The organism is Streptomyces sp. NRRL F-4489 (assembly GCF_001509485.1).
In the GTDB taxonomy this organism is placed as follows: domain Bacteria; phylum Actinomycetota; class Actinomycetes; order Streptomycetales; family Streptomycetaceae; genus Streptomyces.
Genome location: NZ_LLZI01000039.1, coordinates 1 through 18,440, shown reverse-complemented (window position 1 = coordinate 18,440; position 18,440 = coordinate 1). Strand labels below are relative to the sequence as shown.

The 18,440-nt window shown below is 72.9% G+C and carries 17 protein-coding genes and 1 pseudogene; 8 read left to right on the top strand and 10 right to left on the bottom strand.

Going from position 1 to position 18,440, the window contains the following annotated elements:
* Positions 1-123 precede the first annotated feature (123 nt).
* The 4 genes and pseudogenes from ADL22_RS33555 to ADL22_RS05730 all read left to right on the top strand — a co-directional run.
* A pseudogene (locus ADL22_RS33555) lies at positions 124-609 on the top strand (PadR family transcriptional regulator); the annotation flags it as partial.
* Positions 610-679: 70 nt separating this feature from the next.
* On the top strand, positions 680-1,252 hold the full coding sequence (locus tag ADL22_RS05740) for an ABC transporter ATP-binding protein (protein WP_234430555.1): 573 nt from the start codon (positions 680-682) through the stop codon (positions 1,250-1,252).
* Positions 1,249-3,663: an FtsX-like permease family protein gene (locus ADL22_RS05735; protein ID WP_066974317.1), complete on the top strand. Its 2,415-nt coding sequence runs from the start codon at positions 1,249-1,251 to the stop codon at positions 3,661-3,663. The genes ADL22_RS05740 and ADL22_RS05735 overlap by 4 nt, the downstream gene beginning before the upstream one ends.
* A gap of 95 nt (positions 3,664-3,758) precedes the next feature.
* Positions 3,759-4,379 (top strand): Uma2 family endonuclease, encoded by a 621-nt coding sequence (locus tag ADL22_RS05730; protein WP_066974327.1) that lies wholly within the window; start codon positions 3,759-3,761, stop codon positions 4,377-4,379.
* 3 nt (positions 4,380-4,382) lie between these two features.
* Here ADL22_RS05730 and ADL22_RS05725 read toward each other — a convergent pair whose 3' ends face one another.
* Positions 4,383-5,342: a hydrogen peroxide-inducible genes activator gene (locus ADL22_RS05725; RefSeq protein ID WP_066974316.1), complete on the bottom strand. Its 960-nt coding sequence runs from the start codon at positions 5,340-5,342 to the stop codon at positions 4,383-4,385.
* Positions 5,343-5,481: 139 nt separating this feature from the next.
* Between ADL22_RS05725 and ADL22_RS05720 the strand changes: the two genes are divergently transcribed.
* On the top strand, positions 5,482-6,036 hold the full coding sequence (locus tag ADL22_RS05720; protein WP_030586925.1) for a peroxiredoxin: 555 nt from the start codon (positions 5,482-5,484) through the stop codon (positions 6,034-6,036).
* A 5-nt stretch (positions 6,037-6,041) separates the two neighbouring features.
* Positions 6,042-6,575 (top strand): alkyl hydroperoxide reductase, encoded by a 534-nt coding sequence (locus ADL22_RS05715; protein ID WP_066974315.1) that lies wholly within the window; start codon positions 6,042-6,044, stop codon positions 6,573-6,575.
* A gap of 97 nt (positions 6,576-6,672) precedes the next feature.
* Here ADL22_RS05715 and ADL22_RS05710 read toward each other — a convergent pair whose 3' ends face one another.
* The 4 genes from ADL22_RS05710 to ADL22_RS05695 form a co-directional block, all read right to left on the bottom strand.
* Positions 6,673-8,202: an AI-2E family transporter gene (locus tag ADL22_RS05710; RefSeq protein ID WP_066974314.1), complete on the bottom strand. Its 1,530-nt coding sequence runs from the start codon at positions 8,200-8,202 to the stop codon at positions 6,673-6,675.
* Positions 8,203-8,340: 138 nt separating this feature from the next.
* A complete protein-coding gene (locus ADL22_RS05705) occupies positions 8,341-9,036 on the bottom strand; it encodes a transglycosylase SLT domain-containing protein (RefSeq protein WP_066974313.1) in 696 nt (231 codons plus the stop codon).
* Positions 9,037-9,446: 410 nt separating this feature from the next.
* A complete protein-coding gene (locus ADL22_RS05700) occupies positions 9,447-10,784 on the bottom strand; it encodes a PhoH family protein (protein ID WP_066974312.1) in 1,338 nt (445 codons plus the stop codon).
* 577 nt (positions 10,785-11,361) lie between these two features.
* Positions 11,362-12,141 carry an isoprenyl transferase gene (locus ADL22_RS05695; protein ID WP_066974311.1) on the bottom strand — a complete coding sequence of 260 codons (780 nt, stop codon included), beginning with the start codon at positions 12,139-12,141 and terminating at the stop codon, positions 11,362-11,364.
* A gap of 139 nt (positions 12,142-12,280) precedes the next feature.
* Between ADL22_RS05695 and mgrA the strand changes: the two genes are divergently transcribed.
* A complete protein-coding gene (gene mgrA, locus ADL22_RS05690; protein ID WP_079063865.1) occupies positions 12,281-13,315 on the top strand; it encodes an L-glyceraldehyde 3-phosphate reductase in 1,035 nt (344 codons plus the stop codon).
* A gap of 702 nt (positions 13,316-14,017) precedes the next feature.
* On the opposite strand, the gene ADL22_RS05685 is transcribed toward mgrA, so the two are convergent.
* Positions 14,018-14,740, bottom strand: a complete 723-nt coding sequence (locus tag ADL22_RS05685) for a prepilin peptidase (RefSeq protein ID WP_066974309.1) — start codon at positions 14,738-14,740, stop codon at positions 14,018-14,020.
* 46 nt (positions 14,741-14,786) lie between these two features.
* Here ADL22_RS05685 and ADL22_RS05680 point away from each other — a divergent pair, with 46 nt between their 5' ends.
* Positions 14,787-15,143 carry a DUF192 domain-containing protein gene (locus ADL22_RS05680; protein WP_066974308.1) on the top strand — a complete coding sequence of 119 codons (357 nt, stop codon included), beginning with the start codon at positions 14,787-14,789 and terminating at the stop codon, positions 15,141-15,143.
* On the opposite strand, the gene ADL22_RS05675 is transcribed toward ADL22_RS05680, so the two are convergent.
* The 4 genes from ADL22_RS05675 to ADL22_RS05660 form a co-directional block, all read right to left on the bottom strand.
* A complete protein-coding gene (locus ADL22_RS05675; protein WP_066974307.1) occupies positions 15,138-16,349 on the bottom strand; it encodes a Cmx/CmrA family chloramphenicol efflux MFS transporter in 1,212 nt (403 codons plus the stop codon). The genes ADL22_RS05680 and ADL22_RS05675 overlap by 6 nt on opposite strands.
* Before the next feature lie 108 nt (positions 16,350-16,457).
* The gene (locus tag ADL22_RS05670; protein ID WP_066974306.1) at positions 16,458-17,042 is read right to left on the bottom strand and encodes a TetR/AcrR family transcriptional regulator; all 585 of its coding nucleotides are present in this window, start codon (positions 17,040-17,042) and stop codon (positions 16,458-16,460) included.
* A gap of 49 nt (positions 17,043-17,091) precedes the next feature.
* Complete coding sequence (locus ADL22_RS05665) at positions 17,092-17,691, bottom strand: OmpA family protein (RefSeq protein WP_066974305.1); 600 nt, start codon at positions 17,689-17,691, stop codon at positions 17,092-17,094.
* A gap of 10 nt (positions 17,692-17,701) precedes the next feature.
* Positions 17,702-18,286: a hypothetical protein gene (locus tag ADL22_RS05660; RefSeq protein ID WP_066974304.1), complete on the bottom strand. Its 585-nt coding sequence runs from the start codon at positions 18,284-18,286 to the stop codon at positions 17,702-17,704.
* Positions 18,287-18,440 lie beyond the last annotated feature (154 nt).

The window sequence follows — 18,440 nt, the reverse complement described above, 5'->3', positions numbered from 1 at the left end:
CGGGCCCCCGCCCCGCGCCGCTGCCGCCCCGATGCCCGCCTGGCGCCCCGCCCTGCGCCCGCCGGGCGCCCGTATACAACGTGCGTATACACCAGCGTTACACCCCCGAGTAAGGTGGTCGCCATGTCAATCGGTCATACGCTGCTGGGCCTCCTGGAGTCCGGTCCCCGCCATGGCTACGACCTCAAGCGGGCCTTCGACGAGCACTTCGGCCAGGACCGCCCGCTGCACTACGGGCAGGTCTACTCCACGATGTCCCGGCTGCTGAAGAACGGCCTGGTCGAGGTGGACGGCGTGGAGGCCGGCGCGGGCCCGGAGCGCAAGCGGTACGCCATCACCGACGCCGGCGTCACCGATGTCGCCCAGTGGCTGGCCCGGCCGGAGAAGCCCGAGCCGTACCTCCACTCCACGCTCTACACCAAGGTCGTCCTGGCCCTGCTGACCGGCCGGGACGCCGCCGAGCTGCTCGACACCCAGCGCGCCGAGCATCTGCGGCTGATGCGCGGCCTGACCGAGCGCAAGCGCTCCGGCGACCTCGCCGACCAGCTGATCTGCGATCACGCGCTGTTCCACCTGGAGGCCGATCTGCGCTGGCTGGAGCTGACCGCGGGCGTACGGGCCCACGCCCGCGCTCGACGGCGCGGACTTCTCGATCCACCCCGGCGAGGTGGTCGCCGTCATGGGCCCCTCCGGCTCCGGCAAGTCCACTCTCCTGCACTGCCTCGCCGGCATCATCCGCCCCGACTCCGGCACCGTCCGCTACGGCCCCCACACCCTCACCGAGCTGAACGACGCCCGGCGCAGCGCCCTGCGCCGCACCGACTTCGGCTTCGTCTTCCAATTCGGCCAGCTCGTACCGGAGTTGACCTGCCTGGAGAACGTCGCCCTGCCGCTCCGCCTCAACGGCACCCGCCGCAAGCCCGCCGAGCAGCGGGCCCGGGAGTGGCTGGAGCGGCTGGAGGTCGAGGGGGTGGCCGGGCAGCGGCCCGGGGAGATCTCCGGCGGCCAGGGCCAGCGCGTCGCGGTCGCCCGCGCGCTGGCGCCGCAGCCCCGGGTGGTCTTCGCCGACGAGCCCACCGGCGCCCTGGACTCCCTCAACGGCGAGCGGGTGATGAGCCTGCTCACCGACGCCGCCCGGGACACCGGCGCCGCCGTGGTGCTGGTCACCCATGAGTCCCGGGTCGCCGCCTACTCCGACCGGGAGATCGTCGTCCGGGACGGCCGGGTGAAGGACCTGGCGGGCCGGATATGACCCTGCTCCGCTCGCGGCCCGGCACCGACGGCGAGCGGGACACCGCCCCGCCCGCCCTGCCCGCCGCCGCCCGGCGCGGCCCGGCCGGCTGGGCCCGGGACCTCGCCATGGGCATGCGGTTCGCGGCCGGCGGCGGCCGGGAGGGCTGGATCCGTACGGCCCTGACCGCGGCCGGTGTCGCCCTCGGCGTGGCCGTCCTGCTGCTCGGCGCCTCCGTACCGTCCCTGATGAACGCCTGGCACGGCCGCGAGAAGGCCCGCGAGAACCTCGGCCAGGCGCACCCGCCGCCGCGCGGCGACCGCACCCTCCTTTACGCCTCCGCCGACACCACCTTCCACGGCACCGCGATCCGCGGCCGGCTGGTCCGCCCGGACGGCGCCCACCCGCCGGTGCCGCCCGGTATGGACCGCCTCCCCGGCCCCGGCCGGATGGTGGTCTCCCCGGCCCTGAAGGACCTCCTGGACTCCCCCGGCTCGGCGCTGCTGCGCGAGCGGCTGGGCGCGTACCGCGTCGCCGGCGTGATCGGCCCCGACGGGCTCCAGGGCCCCCGCGAGCTGACCTACCTCGCCCACAGCCCCGCCCTCGGGGAACGCGACGGCTATCGCATCGACCACTTCGGCAAGAACTGGGAGGCCCGGCCGCTCTCCGCGCCCGCCACGGTCCTGGTGATCATGGTGTGTGTGGCGCTGCTGACGCCGGTGATGGTCTTCATCGGCACCTCCGTCCGCTTCGGCAACGAACGCCGGGAGCGGCGGCTGGCCGCCCTCCGCCTGGTCGGCGCCGATGTCCGCACCACCCGGCGGATCGCGGCCGGCGAGGCGCTGTTCGGTTCGCTGCTGGGCCTGGCGGGCGGCGGGCTGCTGTTCCTGGCCGGCCGGCAGCTGGCCCCGGCGATCACGCTCTGGGACATCAACGTCTACTCCGCCGACCTCACCCCCGGCCCGCTCATCGCCCTGCTGATCGCGGTGCTCGTCCCGGCCGCCGCGGTGCTGGTCACCCTGGTCGCCCAGCGCGGCGTCACGGTGGAGCCGCTGGGTGTCGTCCGGCACCGCCCGCCGGTCCGCCGCCGGCTGTGGTGGCGGGTGGCGCTGCCGGTCCTCGGCGCGGCGCTGCTGGTCCCGCTGGTGCTGCGCCACCGGGACGAGACCCCGTTCAACACCTTCCGGCTCGCCGGCGGCTCGGTCCTGCTGCTGCTCGGCATCACCGCGCTGCTGCCGTGGCTGGTCGACCGGGTCGCGGGCCGGCTGCGCGGCGGCCCGGTCTCCTGGCAGCTGGCCGTCCGCCGGCTCCAGCTGAACAGCGGCCCGGCGACCCGCGCGGTCAGCGGCATCACCGTCGCCCTGGCCGGCGCCATCGCCATCCACATGCTGATGACCGGTATGCAGGCCGGTTACGCCGCCGCCTACGCCAAGTCCGGCGCGCTGCCCCGGATCACCTTCTGGGGCCACGGCGCGAGCTGGCAGCACACCGAGGAGGCCCTGGCGGCCCTGCGCGCCACCCCCGGCGTCACCGCCGCGCACGGCACCCTCGACGTCAACGCCGGCCGGATGCCCGCCCCGGGCCGCGACCCCAGCCGCGACCTGTCCGCCCTGCTCACCGTCGGCAGCTGCGCCGAACTCCGGCAGATCGCGCGCCTGCCGTCCTGCCGCGACGGCGACGTCTTCGCCACCGACGCCCGCCCCGGCCGGGACACCGGCGTCACCCCCGGCGCCACCCTCAACCTCAACCCGCCGCTCGTCTACGGCGAGCCCCCCGGCCGTCCCCGCCCCTGGACCGTCCCGCCGACCGCCCGCGCCGCCCGGCTCCTGCCGTCCGACGACGGCCACCCCCGCCACTACGACCTGCTGCTGACCCCCGCGGCCCTGGACCCGTCCCGCTTCACCGCCCCCGACATGGAGCTGCGCGTCGACTTCGACCGCGCCGTCCCCGACGCCGTCGAGCACATCCGCAACACCGCGGCCCGGATCGGCCCGACCCTGTACGAGGGCTCCTCGCTCGACAATCCGCACGACCAGCAGATCGGCGGCGTCCGCACCGCGCTCTTCGCCGGCGCGGCGATCACCCTGCTGCTGATCGGCGCGGGCCTGATCATCTCCACCGTCGAGCAGCTCTACGAACGCCGCCGGCTGCTCTCCGTCCTGGACGCCCACGGCACCCGCCGCGCCACCCTCGGCTGGTCCGTCCTGTGGCAGACCGCGCTCCCCGTCGCCCTCGGCCTGCTCCTGGCCCTGACCTGCGGACTCACCCTCGGCTCCCTGCTGCTGACCATCATCGGCACCGGCCTGGCCGCCGACTGGCCGGCCATCGCCGGCATGACCGCCATCGGCGCCGCCGTCATCCTCTTCGTCACCGCCCTGAGCCTCCCACCCCTATGGCGCATGATGCGCCCGGAGGGCTTGCGCACGGAGTAGCCGTCCCCGAACGGGTGAACACTTGTCGTACGAGACGGTCCGACCGCCGCTGCCTACGATGACGACCTCGGCACCCAGCAAACGGGAGGCATGTGATATCTGCAGCAACTGTCGAGTATTCCCAGCACGTGCACGAGACTGAGTCCATGACGCTGCGCGAGACAGCCGACCACATCATGGAGCGCCTCCCCGGCTACCGAGCCGAGATCATCGGAGGCATCCTCACCGTGACCCCAGCCCCGGACGGCCCTCACTCGCGGGCGCTGACCACTCTCATGCTGCCCTTCCTCGCAGCCGGGTTGCACGACGGCGAAACCGCGGTGCTGCAGGGTATCGGCGTCTGGCTCCCGGGCGGTCCGGAGGAGTACGCCATCCCGGATCTGGCCGTCGTCGACGCGGACTTCGACGAGCACGTCAGCAACGGGACGAACCACGACCCCGCCGTCTTCCGCCTCGTCCTCGAGGTCACGTCGAGCAACTACAACAACGATCTCAAGCTCAAGACCGTCGCCTACGCCAAGGCACGGATCCCCGTGTACGTGATCGTCGACCGGAAGCACAACCGCGTCCACGTCCTCACCGAGCCCGGGGAGGAGGGCTACGGCAGCCACCGCGTCCACGCGCCCGGTGAGCGAGCCGTCATCCCGGAGTCGGTCGGCGCCGGCGTCGAACTCGACGTGGCGGCGGTGCTCAAGGCCGGCCGGGCCCGGACCTGACCCTCACCCCTCCGCGATCCGCACCGGCAGCCCGCGCAGCGCCCCGCGCAGGGCGGCCGCGAACTCCTCGAATTCGCGTTGGCGGGCCGAGCCGGCGCGCATGGCCAGGGCGACCCGCCGGGCGGGGGCCGGGTCCGCGAAGTAGCCGGTGGTCAGCAGGTCGTTGCGGGCCGTTTCGACCCGCAGGGCGGTACGCGGGAGCAGGGTCACGCCCAGGCCCCCGGCCACCAGCTGGACGAGTGTGGAGAGGCCGGCCGCGCTGGTCGTGACCGGGGTGTTCTCGTCCCGGCCCGCCTCCCGGCAGATGTCCAGTGCCTGGTCGCGCAGGCAGTGGCCCTCGTCCAGCAGCAGCAGATCCAGCTCCTTGAGCGCCTCGCGCGGGATGTCGCCGCGCCCGCCGAGCCAGTGGTCCTTGGGTGCCACCAGGACGAAGTCCTCGTCGAACAGCGGTATTTCGGTGACCTGCGGGACGCCGAGCGGCACCGCGAGCAGCAGCAGATCGAGCCGGCCGTGCGCCAGGCCGTCCAGGAGGGAGGCGGTCTGCTCCTCGTGCACCTGGAGGTCGAGCGCGGGGTAGGTCTCGTGGACCAGGCGGAGGACGGTGGGGAGCAGATATGGGGCGACGGTCGGGATGACGCCGAGCCGGAGCACGCCGGTGAACGGCGCCCGGGCCGCCTCCGCCTCCTCCATCAGCGCGCCCACCGCGTCCAGCACCGCCCGGGCGCGGGCCGCCACCCGCTCCCCCGCCGCCGACAGCAGCACCTTGCGCGTCGTACGCTCCAGGAGTTGTACGCCCAGGGTCTCCTCCAGCGCGGAGACGGCACCGGAGAGCGCGGGCTGGCTCATGCCGATCTCGGCCGCCGCCTCCCGGAAGTGCAGATGCTCGGCGACCGCGGCGAACGCCCGCAGCTGGGCGAGGCTGGGCTGGCGGGGGCGCCCGCCGGGACTCGTAGGAACAGCCACTGATAACCACCTCCGATCAACATCCACAAGTCTAGCTATTTCCCTGATCAATGGCTCCTGTGGCACTGTGGAACCCGTCCAAGCCTCAAGGAAAGACCCGAAAGCCCCATAAGGGACTTTCTTGCAACAAGGAGAGCGCGTGCTCACTGTCGGTGACAAGTTCCCCGAGTTCGACCTGACCGCCTGCGTCTCGCTGGAGAAGGGCAAGGAGTTCGAGCAGATCAACCACAAGACCTACGAAGGCAAGTGGAAGATCGTGTTCGCCTGGCCCAAGGACTTCACCTTCGTGTGCCCGACCGAGATCGCCGCGTTCGGCAAGCTGAACGACGAGTTCGCCGACCGCGACGCCCAGATCCTCGGCTTCTCCGGTGACTCGGAGTTCGTGCACCACGCCTGGCGCAAGGACCACCCGGACCTGACCGACCTGCCCTTCCCGATGCTGGCCGACTCCAAGCACGAGCTGATGCGCGCCCTGGGCATCGAGGGCGAGGACGGCTTCGCGCAGCGCGCCGTCTTCATCGTCGACCAGAACAACGAGATCCAGTTCACCATGGTGACCGCCGGCTCCGTCGGCCGTAACCCCAAGGAGGTCCTGCGGGTGCTGGACGCCCTGCAGACCGACGAGCTGTGCCCCTGCAACTGGAGCAAGGGCGACGAGACCCTGGACCCGGTCGCCCTGCTGGCTGGTGAGTGACACCCATGGCACTCGATGACCTCAAGTCCGCCGTTCCGGACTACGCCAAGGACCTGAAGCTCAACCTCGGTTCGGTGATCGGCAACAGCGACCTGCCGCAGCAGCAGCTGTGGGGCACGGTGCTGGCCTGCGCGATCGCGTCCCGGTCGCCCAAGGTGCTGCGCGAGCTGGAGCCGGAGGCCAAGGCCAACCTCTCCCCCGAGGCGTACACCGCCGCCAAGTCGGCCGCCGCCATCATGGCGATGAACAACGTCTTCTACCGGACGCGCCACCTGCTCTCCGACCCGGAGTACGGCAACCTCCGCGCCGGTCTGCGGATGAACGTCATCGGCAACCCGGGCGTGGACAAGGTCGACTTCGAGCTGTGGTCGCTGGCCGTCTCGGCGATCAACGGCTGCGGGATGTGCCTGGACTCGCACGAGCAGGTGCTCCGCAAGGCCGGGGTCGAGCGCGAGACGATCCAGGAGGCCGTCAAGATCGCGGCCGTCCTCCAGGCCGTCGGCGCCACCCTGGACGCCGAGGCCGCCCTCGCCGAATAAGGCGAACGGCCCCCGGCCCCCACGCGAAAACCCCCGCGGACCTCGTGTCCGCGGGGGTTTTTCCGTGCGCCGCCGGCGTGCGCCGGGGCTCGCGCGGCTACTCCTCCGGCGGCGGACCGGTCGGCCGCGGCGGCGGCGTCGGGGCCACCGCCAGGGCCGTGGCGCCGCGCGGCGGGACGGTCATCCGCAGCGCCTGCTCCCGGGAGTACGCCCGGAGGTAGCCGACGGCGGTGTTGGTGACGGCGACCAGTGGGACGGCCACCACCGCGCCGCCGATACCGGCGATCAGGCTGCCGGCCGCGACGGAGAGGATCACCGCCAGCGGATGCACCCGGACCGCCCGGCCGAGGATGAACGGCTGGAGCACATGGCTCTCGATCTGGTTCACCGCCAGCACCACGGCCAGCACCAGCAGCGCGGTGAACACACCCTGCGTCACCAGCGCGATCAGGCACGCCAGCGCGCCCGAGACCACCGCGCCGATCAGCGGCACGAAGGCGAACAGGAAGATGAAGACGGCGAGCGGGACGGCCAGCGGCACATCGAGGAAGTACAGCCCGATGCCGATGAAGATGGCGTCGATCAGCGCGACCAGGACCGTGCCGCGGATGTACGCGGTCAGCGTCCGCCAGGCGCGCGGACCGGCGCCCGCCACACCCCCGCGCGCCGGGCCGGGGACGAGCTTGAGCGTCCACTCCCAGATCCGCCGGCCGTCGTAGAGCAGGAACAGCGTGGTGAACATCGCCAGCAGGATGCCGGTGAACATCTCCAGCACGACCGTGACGCCTTCCAGCCCGGCGGAGGTGATCGCCTCGGTGTTGGCGCCGACCGCGTTCTGGAGGTTGGTGGCGATGTGGTTGATCTGGCTCTCGGTCACATGGAACGGGCTCTGCAGCAGCCAGCCCTTGAGCTCGGTGATGCCCTCCTGGATGCGGCTGGACACCGAGTCGATGTTGTCCTGGACCTGCCATACGACGAACCAGCCGACCAGGCCCATCACGACGAAACCGCCGATGAAGGTCAGCGCGGTGGCCGGCCCGCGCGGGACGTTCCGCTGCCGCAGCCAGGCCACGGTCGGCTGGAGCAGCGCGGTGATCAGCAGCGCCGCCACGAACGAGAGCACCACCAGCTGGATGGTGGTGATCACCTTGGCCAGCACCCAGAGCGTCCCGGCCAGCACCAGCAGCCGCCAACCGGCCTCCGCCGCCACCCGGACGCCCCAGGGGACGGCCGCCACCGGGTCCGGCGGGGCCGCGACGGCCGGGGCGTAGGAGGGCGGCGCGGGGACCGACTCCGGGGACCGGGCCGCGGCGGGCGCCGGGGCCGGGTCGGCCGGAGCCGCCGCCTCCGCTTCCCGCCCGCCGGGCGCGTCCGCGTGCTCGGCCGGAACGCCGTCCACCGGGCGGCCGTTCACCGGATGCCCGCCGGCCGGGTGGCCGTCCAGCGGGTCGCCACCCGCCGGAACGCCGTCCACCGGAGGGCCCGCCACCCGCTCGGCGCGCCGCAGCTCCGCCGCTTCCTCCTCCGCCATCGCGGCCTCCGCACGGCGGCGCTGCTCCTCCAACCGCTGCGAGAGCCGGGTGAGGCCGGCCCCGAAGGCACCGACCCACTGCGGCAATCTGGACATGTCGCTTCCTCTTCCCCGCCCTCACGCACTCTGACGCCCCGACGTTACCTCTGCCGGATGCGCGAAACCCCCGAACGCGTCGCGTTCGGGGGTTTCGGAGCGCTGTGGCGCGGCCGTACGGGCCGAGCGAGCCGCGGTCTAGTACCAGCTGTTCGCCTGCCAGAAGGACCAGGCGCCGCAGGGGCTGCCGTAGCGGCTGTTCATGTAGTTCAGGCCCCACTTGATCTGGGTGGCGGGGTTGGTCTGCCAGTCGGAGCCCGCGGAGGACATCTTCGAACCGGGCAGCGCCTGCACCAGGCCGTACGCGCCGGAGGAGGCGTTGGTGGCGCGGTAGTTCCAGCCGGACTCGCGCTCCACGATGTTGCTGAAGCACTGGAACTGGTCGGACGCCATCATCTGGCGGGCCATCGACTGGGTCTCGGCGACGGTGTACGACGCCTTGGCGAGGAAGTCGCTGGCGTCGCGGACGGCCGAGCGGGAGGCGGCCAGCGCCTTCTCGCGCTCCTTGGCCTCCTTGTCGGCCTTCGCCTTGTCGGCCTGGTCCTTCTTGGTCTGCGCGGTTTCCGCGGCCGCCTTGCGGGCCGACTCCTGCGCGGACTTCAGGGCCGCCACGTCCGCCTGGGTGGACGCCGAGTCAGCCTGCTGCGTCAGCGAGGCCGTCTGGACCTGGGCCTGCTGGCCCGCGGGGATGTCGGCGATCGTCGCGTCCGCCGCGGTGGCCTCGGTGTTGCTGACCGATGCCTGGCTGCCCGACGCGACGCCGACGACGGCGCCGACGGTGGTGACCGCGGTGGCGGAGGCCACTGCGAATCCCCGGACCGAGATCCGGCTCACACGTTTTCCTTCCAGCATCGCCCGCTTAGGTGACCTCGCGGACGCAATCGTGCCCCTGGCGCTGGCCTCCCCTTGTTCCGGCGCCTGTTGAGCGGTAGGCACCGGCTGGTCACGGGAGGCACTGGCCCGGTACGTCCCCCAAGGGGGTCCGCGTGGTGCTCGGGCGGCATACGGCAACTCGCTATGAAGTTCGGGTCGTCCATACACCCCGGGGGGTGCGTCTGGGCCGTATGCGGGGCCTGACAGGACCCAGACTCTGCCCGAACGGCCTACCGGGAAGCAATTCTCCGCCGGGTGTGAAAGCTCACACCTCGTTTGGTCCGGGGGATTTCCGGATATTCGAGCGCACACGAGCGCCGCCCGGCTAAGCTCCTGCGCTTCTCCGGGCGGCGCGCCGTGTTCACACCGGGTCAGACCCGCCCCTCCTCCAGCATTTCGGTCACCAGCGCGGCGATCGGCGAGCGCTCGGAGCGGTTGAGCGTGACGTGCGCGAAGAGCGGATGCCCCTTCAGCTTCTCGACCACGGCGACCACTCCGTCGTACCGCCCGACTCTGAGGTTGTCGCGCTGGGCGACGTCATGGGTGAGAACAACCCGGGAATTCGCCCCGATCCGGGACAGCACGGTCAGCAGGACGTTGCGCTCCAGCGACTGGGCCTCGTCCACGATGACGAACGCGTCGTGCAGCGACCGGCCGCGGATGTGGGTCAGCGGCAGCACCTCCAGCATGCCGCGGGCGACCACCTCCTCGATGACGTCCTTGGTGGTCACCGCGGAGAGGGTGTCGAAGACCGCCTGCGCCCAGGGGCTCATCTTCTCGGCCTCGGTGCCCGGCAGATAGCCCAGCTCCTGGCCGCCGACCGCGTACAGCGGGCGGAACACCATCACCTTGCTGTGCTGCCGCCGCTCCAGCACCGCCTCCAGCCCCGCGCACAGCGCCAGCGCCGACTTGCCCGTACCGGCCCGGCCGCCCAGCGACACGATGCCGACCTCCGGATCGAGCAGCAGGTCCAGCGCGACCCGCTGCTCGGCGCTGCGGCCGTGGATGCCGAACGCCTCGCGGTCGCCGCGCACCAGCCGGACCGCGCCGTCCGGGGTGACCCGGCCGAGCGCCTTGCCGCGCTCGGACTGGAGCACCAGGCCGGTGTGGACGGGGAGTTCCGCCGCGCCCGGGACGTCGGCGGTCTCGGCGGCGAAGAGGTCGTCCACCTGCTCGGCGGAGAGGGCGAGTTCGGCCATGCCCGTCCACCCGGAGTCGGTGATCGCCAGCTCCGCGCGGTACTCCTCGGCCCGCAGCCCCACCGAGGACGCCTTGATGCGCATCGGCAGGTCCTTGGAGACGACCGTGACGTCGAACCCCTCGGCCTGGAGGTTGCGGGCCACCGCGAGGATCCGCGAGTCGTTGTCCCCCAGTCTGCTGTGCCCGTTGAGGAAGGCGGCCGGCAGCAGGCCCGGGTCGGAGTGGTTCAGCTCGACCCGGAGGGTGCCGCCGAGCTCTCCGATGGGCAGGGGGGCGTCCAGGCGCCCGTACCGTACGCGGTACTCGTCCAGCCGGCGCAGCGCCTGCCGCGCGAAGTACCCGAGTTCGGGATGGTGCCGCTTGGCCTCCAGCTCCGTGACCACGACGACCGGCAGCACCACTTCGTGTTCGTCGAAGCGGGAGACGGCGGCCGGATCCGCCAACAGGACGCTGGTGTCGAGGACATAGGTGCGCCGGTCGCTCTCACGGCGCTTCTTGCTGTTCACCACGGGTGGACGAACCCCCTCGGCTGAGGTTGGGGTGCGACGACGTCGCCGGGGACAGGACCGGGCTCGGGCCGCGGTGCGCGGGCCGAACGCCGGCCCTCCGCGTCGTCCGTGCGGTACGCACGAGCGTCCGTGATGCGCAAAGGGCCTCCCGGGCGGACGGCCCCATGCCGTCCGCTGAGATGCGGCACCCGATGGCTTGTTTTCCCGGGCACCGACCTGCCAGGGATATTCCCTTCAACGGCCGTGCCCATGCCACGGCATATGACACACGCTCGATGAACCTTTGGTTACAGGTGCCCGCTGACCGGCGCAAAGGCGGGCCGGAACGGCCATCTGACGCCGCGCGGGAAACGGGGAAGCGCCTGCTCGCGGGCGGGTCCGAGGGGGCGTCAGGCGGTGTGCCGCCAGGGCGCCCGGAACGCGCCCCGACCCGGCGCGCACCCCGGCGCCACCGGCTCCCGCCGTACGGCCGCCCCACCGGATACCCCGTGGGTCGCGCCCCGGAACGGCCGGAATCAGCCCCGCGAACTGGCCGGAAACGGCGCCGGGGTCGCGCCCTCTGGCTGTGTGGCCGGTCCTAGAGCCCGAGCCGCCGGTGCCGGGCCGCGTAGTCGCGCAGGGCCCGCAGGAAGTCGATCTTCCGGAACGCCGGCCAGAAGACCTCGCAGAAGTAGTACTCCGAATGGGCGCTCTGCCACAGCATGAAGCCCGACAGCCGCTGCTCGCCGCTGGTGCGGATCACCAGGTCCGGGTCCGGCTGGCCGCGGGTGTAGAGGTGCTCGGAGATCAGGTCGATATCGACGATCTCGGCCAGCTCCTCGAACGTCGTCCCGCGCTCGGCGTGCTCCAGCAGCAGCGAGCGCACCGCGTCCGCGATCTCCTGGCGGCCGCCGTAGCCGACCGCGACGTTCACCAGGATGCCCTCGTTGTCGAGGGTGGCCTGCTCGGCCTCCTTCAGCACCCGCTGGGTCCCGTCCGGCAGCAGGTCGCGGTTGCCGACGTGGTGCACCCGCCAGCGGCCGTCCGCGGCCAGGTTGCGCACGGTGTTCTCGATGATCCCCAGCAGCGGGTTCAGCTCGGCCGCCGGCCGGTCGAGGTTGTCCGTGGACAGCAGCCAGAGCGTGACGACCTCCACATCGGTCTCCGCGCACCAGCCCAGCAGCTCGTCGATCTTGGCCGCGCCGGCCTGGTGGCCCTGCTCGGTGGACAGGCCGTCGGCCCGCGCCCAGCGGCGGTTGCCGTCCAGGATGACGCCGATGTGCTTGGGCACCTGGGTGTGGTCCAGGCGGCCCTCCACCCGGCGCGCGTACAGCCGGTAGACAAGATCGCGAAGCGCCGGCGGATACGGGATGCGCATCCCGGAAGATCGCAGCATGTGTGGTCCAGCCCCTCCGTGCCGATGGCCATCGCCCCGTTGCCTAAGAGGGCAACTTTACGTCTCGGCTGTCCCGGCAGCCCAATCAGGTGTGTCACAAGTCCGTGATAGGGAGAGGTCCATGACCAGTGGTACTGACTACCTCGCCGCGGATTCACGCTATGCCTCCATGGAGTACCGGCGCACCGGCCGCAGCGGCCTGAAACTCCCCGCCATCTCCCTCGGACTCTGGCACAACTTCGGGGACGACCGCACGCTGAGCTCCCAGCGGGCCATTCTGCGCCGGGCCTTCGATCTGGGCGTCACCCACTTCGATCTGGCCAACAACTACGGCCCGCCGCCCGGCTCCGCCGAGCTGAACTTCGGAAAGATCTTCGCGCAGGACTTCCGCCGCTACCGCGACGAGTTGATTCTCTCGACAAAAGCCGGATATCTGATGCACCCCGGCCCTTACGGCGAATGGGGCTCCCGGAAATATCTGCTCTCGTCGCTGGATGCCTCGCTGCGGCGGATGGGCGTCGATTACGTCGATATCTTCTACTCCCACCGCTTCGATCCGGACACCCCGCTGGAGGAGACGATGGGCGCGCTGGCGTCCGCCGTCCAGCAGGGCAAGGCGCTCTACGTCGGCGTCTCCTCGTACAGCGCCGAGCAGACCCGCGAGGCGGTGCGGCTGCTGCGCGGCATGGGCGTCCGGCCGCTGATCCACCAGCCCTCCTACTCGATGATCAACCGCTGGATCGAGGACGACGGCCTGCTGGACGTGCTCGACGACGAGGGCATGGGCTGCATCGCCTTCGCGCCGCTGGCGCAGGGGATGCTCACCGACAAGTACCTCGACGGCGTGCCGGAGGATTCCCGCGCCGCCCAGGGGAAGTCGCTCGACCCCGCCCTGCTGACCGACGAGGTCGTGCGGCGCCTCCGCGGCCTGAACGAGCTGGCCGCCCGGCGCGGCCAGTCCCTCGCCCAGCTGGCGCTGAACTGGGTGCTGCGCGATCCGCGCATGACGTCCGCCCTGATCGGGGCGAGCAGCGTCGCCCAGCTGGAGGCGAATGTCGCGGCGCTGGACGCGACGGGGCTTTCCGACGAGGAGCTGGCCGAGATTGACGCGTTCGCGCGGACGACGGAGGGCGTGAATATCTGGGCTCGCCGGTAGTCGGCGTGTGTGCGGGGCCGCCCCGCGTCGTCGTCGCTTCGCGCCGGGGGTGTTGTTTGTGGCCGCCCCACGTTTTTGTCTGCGGCGCCGTGTTGGTTGCGGTGGCCTCGGGTTCCCTTCGGTGGGTGGGGGCCGGAGGGGCGCGATGAGGAATGCCCCGCGGTTCGCTCCAGATCCTGCGGGCGCACCCCGGGACATCCCCTCCGGCCCGCGCCGCTGCCGGGTGCACCCCGGTGGTCCCGGGACAGCCGCCTCGGCCTGGCGGCCGGTTGCGTGGTCTCGTCCCCTTGAGGGGAGGGACGCCGGTGGCGCCTTGCGCCACCGGCCAAAAACACTCCCCCGCGGGGCCGAGACCACGTAAACCACCGGGCCCCGGCCGAGACGGCGAGGTAGCCGCCGACGGCGCGGGGCAGCCCCTCCGCCCCCCACCCACCCCGCGTAGGCGAGGCCACCGCAACCGACAACGGCGCGGCACACAACAACGTGGGGCGGCCACAAACAAACCTTCCGCACGGCGAGCAACCACATCGCGGCGGAGCAAAAAAGCGGGCCGGTCCGTGGGGGGGATACGGACCGGCCCGAGGGGGGGCTTCCACCATAACCCCGCGAGGGGTGTGCTCCGTGCATCCCGGGCGCATCGGCGTGGCTCGGCCCCGTCGGGGGCCGCCGGGCCGCCGGGGCTGTCGGCGGCTCAGGGCCCCTTCAGGGGCCCTTCGCGCCGAGGAGGAGGGCGAGGAACGAGCCGACCAGCATCGCGGGCCCGAGCGGCATCGTCGTGGCGCGCCCCACACGCCGCACCACCAAGAGGTACGCACCATGCAGCGCCCCGAGGAGGATTCCCGCCGCCGCCCCCGCGAGGAGGACGCCCCAGCCGTACCACCCAAGGGCGACGCCCAGGCCGAGCGCGAGCTTGACGTCGCCGAGGCCGAGGCCGGCGGGGTTGAGGAGGAAGAGGAGGAGGTAGGCGGCGGCCAGCGCGAGGCCGCCGAGGAGGGCGCGGAGCCAGGGGGCGGGGGTGCCGGCGAGCCAGGCGACGGCGCCCAGGGCCGTGGCGGCGAGGGCGGCCAGCGGCAGGGTCAGGACGTCGGGGAGGCGCTGGACGCGCCGGTCGACGAGGGCCAGCAGGACGGCGGGCGGGGCGAGCAGGAGCCAGACCGCGAGTTCCGGGCGGGGGCCGACCGCCGCCGCGAGCGCCGCGCAGGCCAGCGCGGTGCCCGCCGCGGCCGGCGCCGGGGCCGGCCCGTACGGGGCCCGGCAGGCCGGGCAGCGGCCGCGGCCCAGCCACCCGGGGATCGGATGCCCGCCGGGGCACTGGGCGCGCCACGGCTCGCCCGGTTCCACGGACAGGCGGTGCGCGGGCCGGGGGACGAGGAGGCCGGCGGCGGCTCCGTAGGCGGCGGCGAGGGCGATCAGGGCGGCGGACACGGACCGACCCTAGAGCGCGCCGGCGGGGGTTGGTAGAACGGCGGGCATGGGGAGTCGGGTGGACGGGCGGGGTGTACTGGCGGGGGTCGCGGACGGCGTGCCGGTGGAGGTCGCGGCGTCGTACCGGGCGCGGACCCGGGGGCTGCTGGGGCGGGACGGGATCGCGGGGGCGCTGCTGCTGACGCCGGCGAGTGGAGTGCACACGTTCGGGATGCGGTTCGCGATCGATGTGGCGTATCTGGACCGGGAGTTCAGGGTGCTGGCGGTGCGCACCATGCGGCCGGGGCGGCTGGGCCGGCCGCGGGTGCGGGCCCGGCACGTGCTGGAGGCGGAGGCCGGGGCGATGGCCCGGTGGGGGCTGCGCCCGGGGGTGCGGGTGGAGGTGCGGGCGGAGGGTTCATGAGCGGGCGGCGGCGACCGGCTCGGGCGCGGAGGGGCGGCGGGGAGCCGTAGGCGGGGCCGGGGTGCGGCGCTGGAGGGCGGCGGCGACGAGGATCGCCAGGACGCCCAGGAGGCCGGTGGCGGCGCCCACCCAGGCGACGGAGCGGAAGCCGAGGCCGGCGTCGATGGTGAGGCCGCCGAGCATGGGGGTGAGGGTGATGCCGACGTTGAAGGCGGAGGTGCTGACGGCGGGGACCAGGGTGGGCGCGTCGGGGGCGAGGCGGAAGGCGCGGGACTGGAGGACCGGGTTGACGAGGTAGCCGGTGAAGCCGAGGAGGAAGACCAGGGCCAGCGTCGCGGGGAGGCTGGCGGCGGTCAGGGCGAGGGCGGCGGAGGCGAGGGTGAGGGCCGCCACGCCGGTGAGGAGGGTGCGCAGCGGGGCGGCGTCGGCGAGCCGGCCGCCGGCGGTGATGCCGAGCACGCCGCCGGCGCCGTAGAGGGAGAGCACGGCCGGGACCCAGCCGGCGGGCAGGCCGGTCACGTCGGTGAGCAGCGGGGCGAGGTAGCTGAAGGTCACCACGGCGGCGCCGAAGGCCAGGGTGGTGATGAGGAAGGCGAGCCAGAGCTGGGGGCGGGCCAGGCCGGTCAGCTCGCGGCGCAGGGAGGGCGGCGCGGTGTCGCCGGAGGTGGCGGGCAGGGTGGCGAGGAGGGAGGCGGCGCTGAGCGCGGTGAGGGCGACCACGGCCCAGAACGCGGCGCGCCAGCCGGCGTGCTGGCTGAGGACCGTACCGGCCGGGACGCCGACGACGGTGGCGAGGGTGAGGCCGGTGCCGACGACGGACAGCGCGCGGCCCTTGGCCTCCGGCGGCACCAGGCTCACCGCGGTGGCGGCGGCGACCGCCCAGAAGCCGGCGTAGGCCAGGGCGCTGACGACGCGGGTGGCGAACAGGACGCCGTAGCCGGGGGCGAGCGCGCCGATGACGTGGGCGGCGATGAAGGCCAGCTGGAGCGCGACGAGGGTGGTGCGGCGCGGGAGGCGGAGGGTGGCGACGGCGAGGAGGGGGGCGCCGACGACCATGCCGAGGGCGAACGCGGAGACCAGCAGGCCGGCGTCGGGTATGGAGACGCCGAGGTCGGTGGCGATGTCGGGGAGCAGACCGGAGAGCATGAACTCCGAGGTGCCCTGGGCGAAGATCGCCAGGCCGAGGAGGCGGACGGCGAGGGGCATGGGGGCCTTCCTGGGATGCGCGGGGCGCGCCCGGTGGGCTGACGCCGTTTTGTACGGAACGGTTCAAAATGAGGGCGTGCGGGCGCGCGACAGCGGCCCCTCACGGGGTCAGAAGGCGGTGAGGGTGGCGTCGGCCACGCACTCCAGGGCGGCGCGGCCGACGCCGGAGCGGGCCGAGACGCGGAGGCCGCCGATGGCGGCGATGAGGAGGTGGGCGAGGGTGCGGGAGTCCTTGGCGGGGTCGAACTCGCCGTCGCGCTGGCCGGATTCGATCACCGCGCGGACCATCTCCAGGCGGACGCCGTAGTCGCGTTCGAGGGTGGCGGCCACCGACGGGTCGTGGGACGCGATCTCGACGGCGGTGTTGACGACCAGGCAGCCGCGGCCGTCGGGGTAGCCGGTGAACTCCTCGTCGATGATGCGCTGGAGGAGGGCGCGGAGCCGCTGGCGGGCGGTGCCGGGGCCGTTCTCCAGCAGGTCGGCGACTTCGGCGTTCTTGCGCTCGATGTAGCGGGCCAGGGCGCGCTCGAAGAGGTCGTGCTTGCTCTTGAAGGTGTTGTAGATGCTGCTCCGGCCGAGGCCGGTGGCGTCGCACAGGTCCTGGGTGGAGGTGGCTTCGTAGCCGGCGGCCCAGAACGCCTCCATCGCGGCGTCGACCGCCCGCTCCTCGTCGAACTTCCTGGGCCGGGCCATACGCGTACGCTAGCACGTATTGGATCGACCGATCTAAAACATGTAGGGATCAGTCGCGGCGCGGGAAGCTGACCTCGACGCGGCGGTTCTTGCGGCGGCCGGCCTCGGTGCCGTTGTCGGCGACCGGGTACTGCTCGCCGTAGCCGCGGACCTGGAACGTCACCCCGGAGCCGAGGTCGACGGCCAGTTCCCGCTGGACGGCGTTGGCGCGCTGCTTCGACAGGACCAGGCCGTGCGCGGCCGAGCCGAGGTTGTCGGTGAAGCCGAAGACGCGCAGGTCGGTGGCGTGCTGTTTGCGGACCTCCTCGGCGATGGCGCTGATCCGGGCGAGCGCGTCGGTGGAGAGGTCGGCGCTGTCCTTGGCGAAGAGCACCTCGGCCTGGAGGGCGAAGGTGATGTTGTCGTTGGTGTCCTGGCGGCGCTCGGAGCCGTCGTCGGTCTCCACGACGGACTTGATGTTGAGCACCTTGGGCGGGGCGAGGGTGGCTCCCTGCACCATCCGCAGCTTGGGGCTGGTGGCGTCGATGCGGACCGGGGCGGTGGTGTCCTCGGTGATGCCGGGCGGGTCGGCGTGGGCGGCGGGGGCGGTGAGGGCGGCGGTCAGCAGGAGCGCGGCGGCGGCCGTCAGGGCCGTACGGGTGCGGGTCATCGCGGGCGGCTCAATCGGTGATCCGGATGGTGGCCGGGGGCATGGTCGGCAACTGGAAGTCGACCTCGGTCACCTTGGCGGGCGGGGCCGGGAACTGCGCGAAGACCGGCCGGCTCTGACCGGGCAGCAGTCCGCTCAGGCCGGTCGTGCACAGGCATTCGCCGTTGGTGTCGCGCAGGACGAGGTAGCGCTTCTTGCCGGCCTTGTCGACCAGCGTGGCGCCGGAGACGGACGAGCGGGACTTGATCTCGGTCTCGCTGGAGCGCCAGTCGATGGCGTTGAAGGCGCGGGTGCCGTGGTTGGTGACGGTGCCCTCGACGGTGACGAAGCCGCCGGCGTCGCGGACCGCGGAGTGCAGGGTGACCACCACGCCGTCCGGGCCCTTCAGTTCGCCGATGACCTTGTCGGCGTCGGCGGCGGGCGAGGTGGCGTCGCCGGCGGGGGTGGCGCTGTGCGCGGCCGGCTTCCCGGCCTCCGGGGCCCGCTCCCCGCCGTCGCCGCCGCCTCCGCAGCCGGCCACGACGAGAGCCAGGCCGACCGCGCTCGCCATGGCGACCGCTCCCCTGGCGGCCTTCGTGGTGCGCCGAGTGCTCATGGATGCGTTCCTTCGGTCGTGAGGGGTGGGGGGTCGGTGGGCGGCGGTCACCGGGCCAGGCGTACGGCGAAGAGGTCGGTGGCCGCGGGGAGGGCGCCGGGGCGGCCGGGGTCGAGGGTCCAGCCCTTGCCGTGGCAGGTGAGGGTGCGGGGGG

What these genes read in the sequence shown, in the direction of transcription:
- ADL22_RS05740 (WP_234430555.1), top strand. Translation starts at nt 680, where the DNA reads ATGGGCCCCTCCGGCTCCGGCAAGTCCACTCTCCTGCACTGCCTCGCC.
- ADL22_RS05715 (WP_066974315.1), top strand. Translation starts at nt 6,042, where the DNA reads ATGGCACTCGATGACCTCAAGTCCGCCGTTCCGGACTACGCCAAGGAC.
- ADL22_RS05670 (WP_066974306.1), bottom strand. Translation starts at nt 17,042, where the DNA reads ATGGCCCGGCCCAGGAAGTTCGACGAGGAGCGGGCGGTCGACGCCGCG.
- ADL22_RS05665 (WP_066974305.1), bottom strand. Translation starts at nt 17,691, where the DNA reads ATGACCCGCACCCGTACGGCCCTGACGGCCGCCGCCGCGCTCCTGCTG.
- ADL22_RS05735 (WP_066974317.1), top strand. Translation starts at nt 1,249, where the DNA reads ATGACCCTGCTCCGCTCGCGGCCCGGCACCGACGGCGAGCGGGACACC.
- ADL22_RS05680 (WP_066974308.1), top strand. Translation starts at nt 14,787, where the DNA reads ATGGGGAGTCGGGTGGACGGGCGGGGTGTACTGGCGGGGGTCGCGGAC.
- ADL22_RS05695 (WP_066974311.1), bottom strand. Translation starts at nt 12,141, where the DNA reads ATGCGCATCCCGTATCCGCCGGCGCTTCGCGATCTTGTCTACCGGCTG.
- ADL22_RS05710 (WP_066974314.1), bottom strand. Translation starts at nt 8,202, where the DNA reads ATGTCCAGATTGCCGCAGTGGGTCGGTGCCTTCGGGGCCGGCCTCACC.
- ADL22_RS05660 (WP_066974304.1), bottom strand. Translation starts at nt 18,286, where the DNA reads ATGAGCACTCGGCGCACCACGAAGGCCGCCAGGGGAGCGGTCGCCATG.
- mgrA (WP_079063865.1), top strand. Translation starts at nt 12,281, where the DNA reads ATGACCAGTGGTACTGACTACCTCGCCGCGGATTCACGCTATGCCTCC.
- ADL22_RS05675 (WP_066974307.1), bottom strand. Translation starts at nt 16,349, where the DNA reads ATGCCCCTCGCCGTCCGCCTCCTCGGCCTGGCGATCTTCGCCCAGGGC.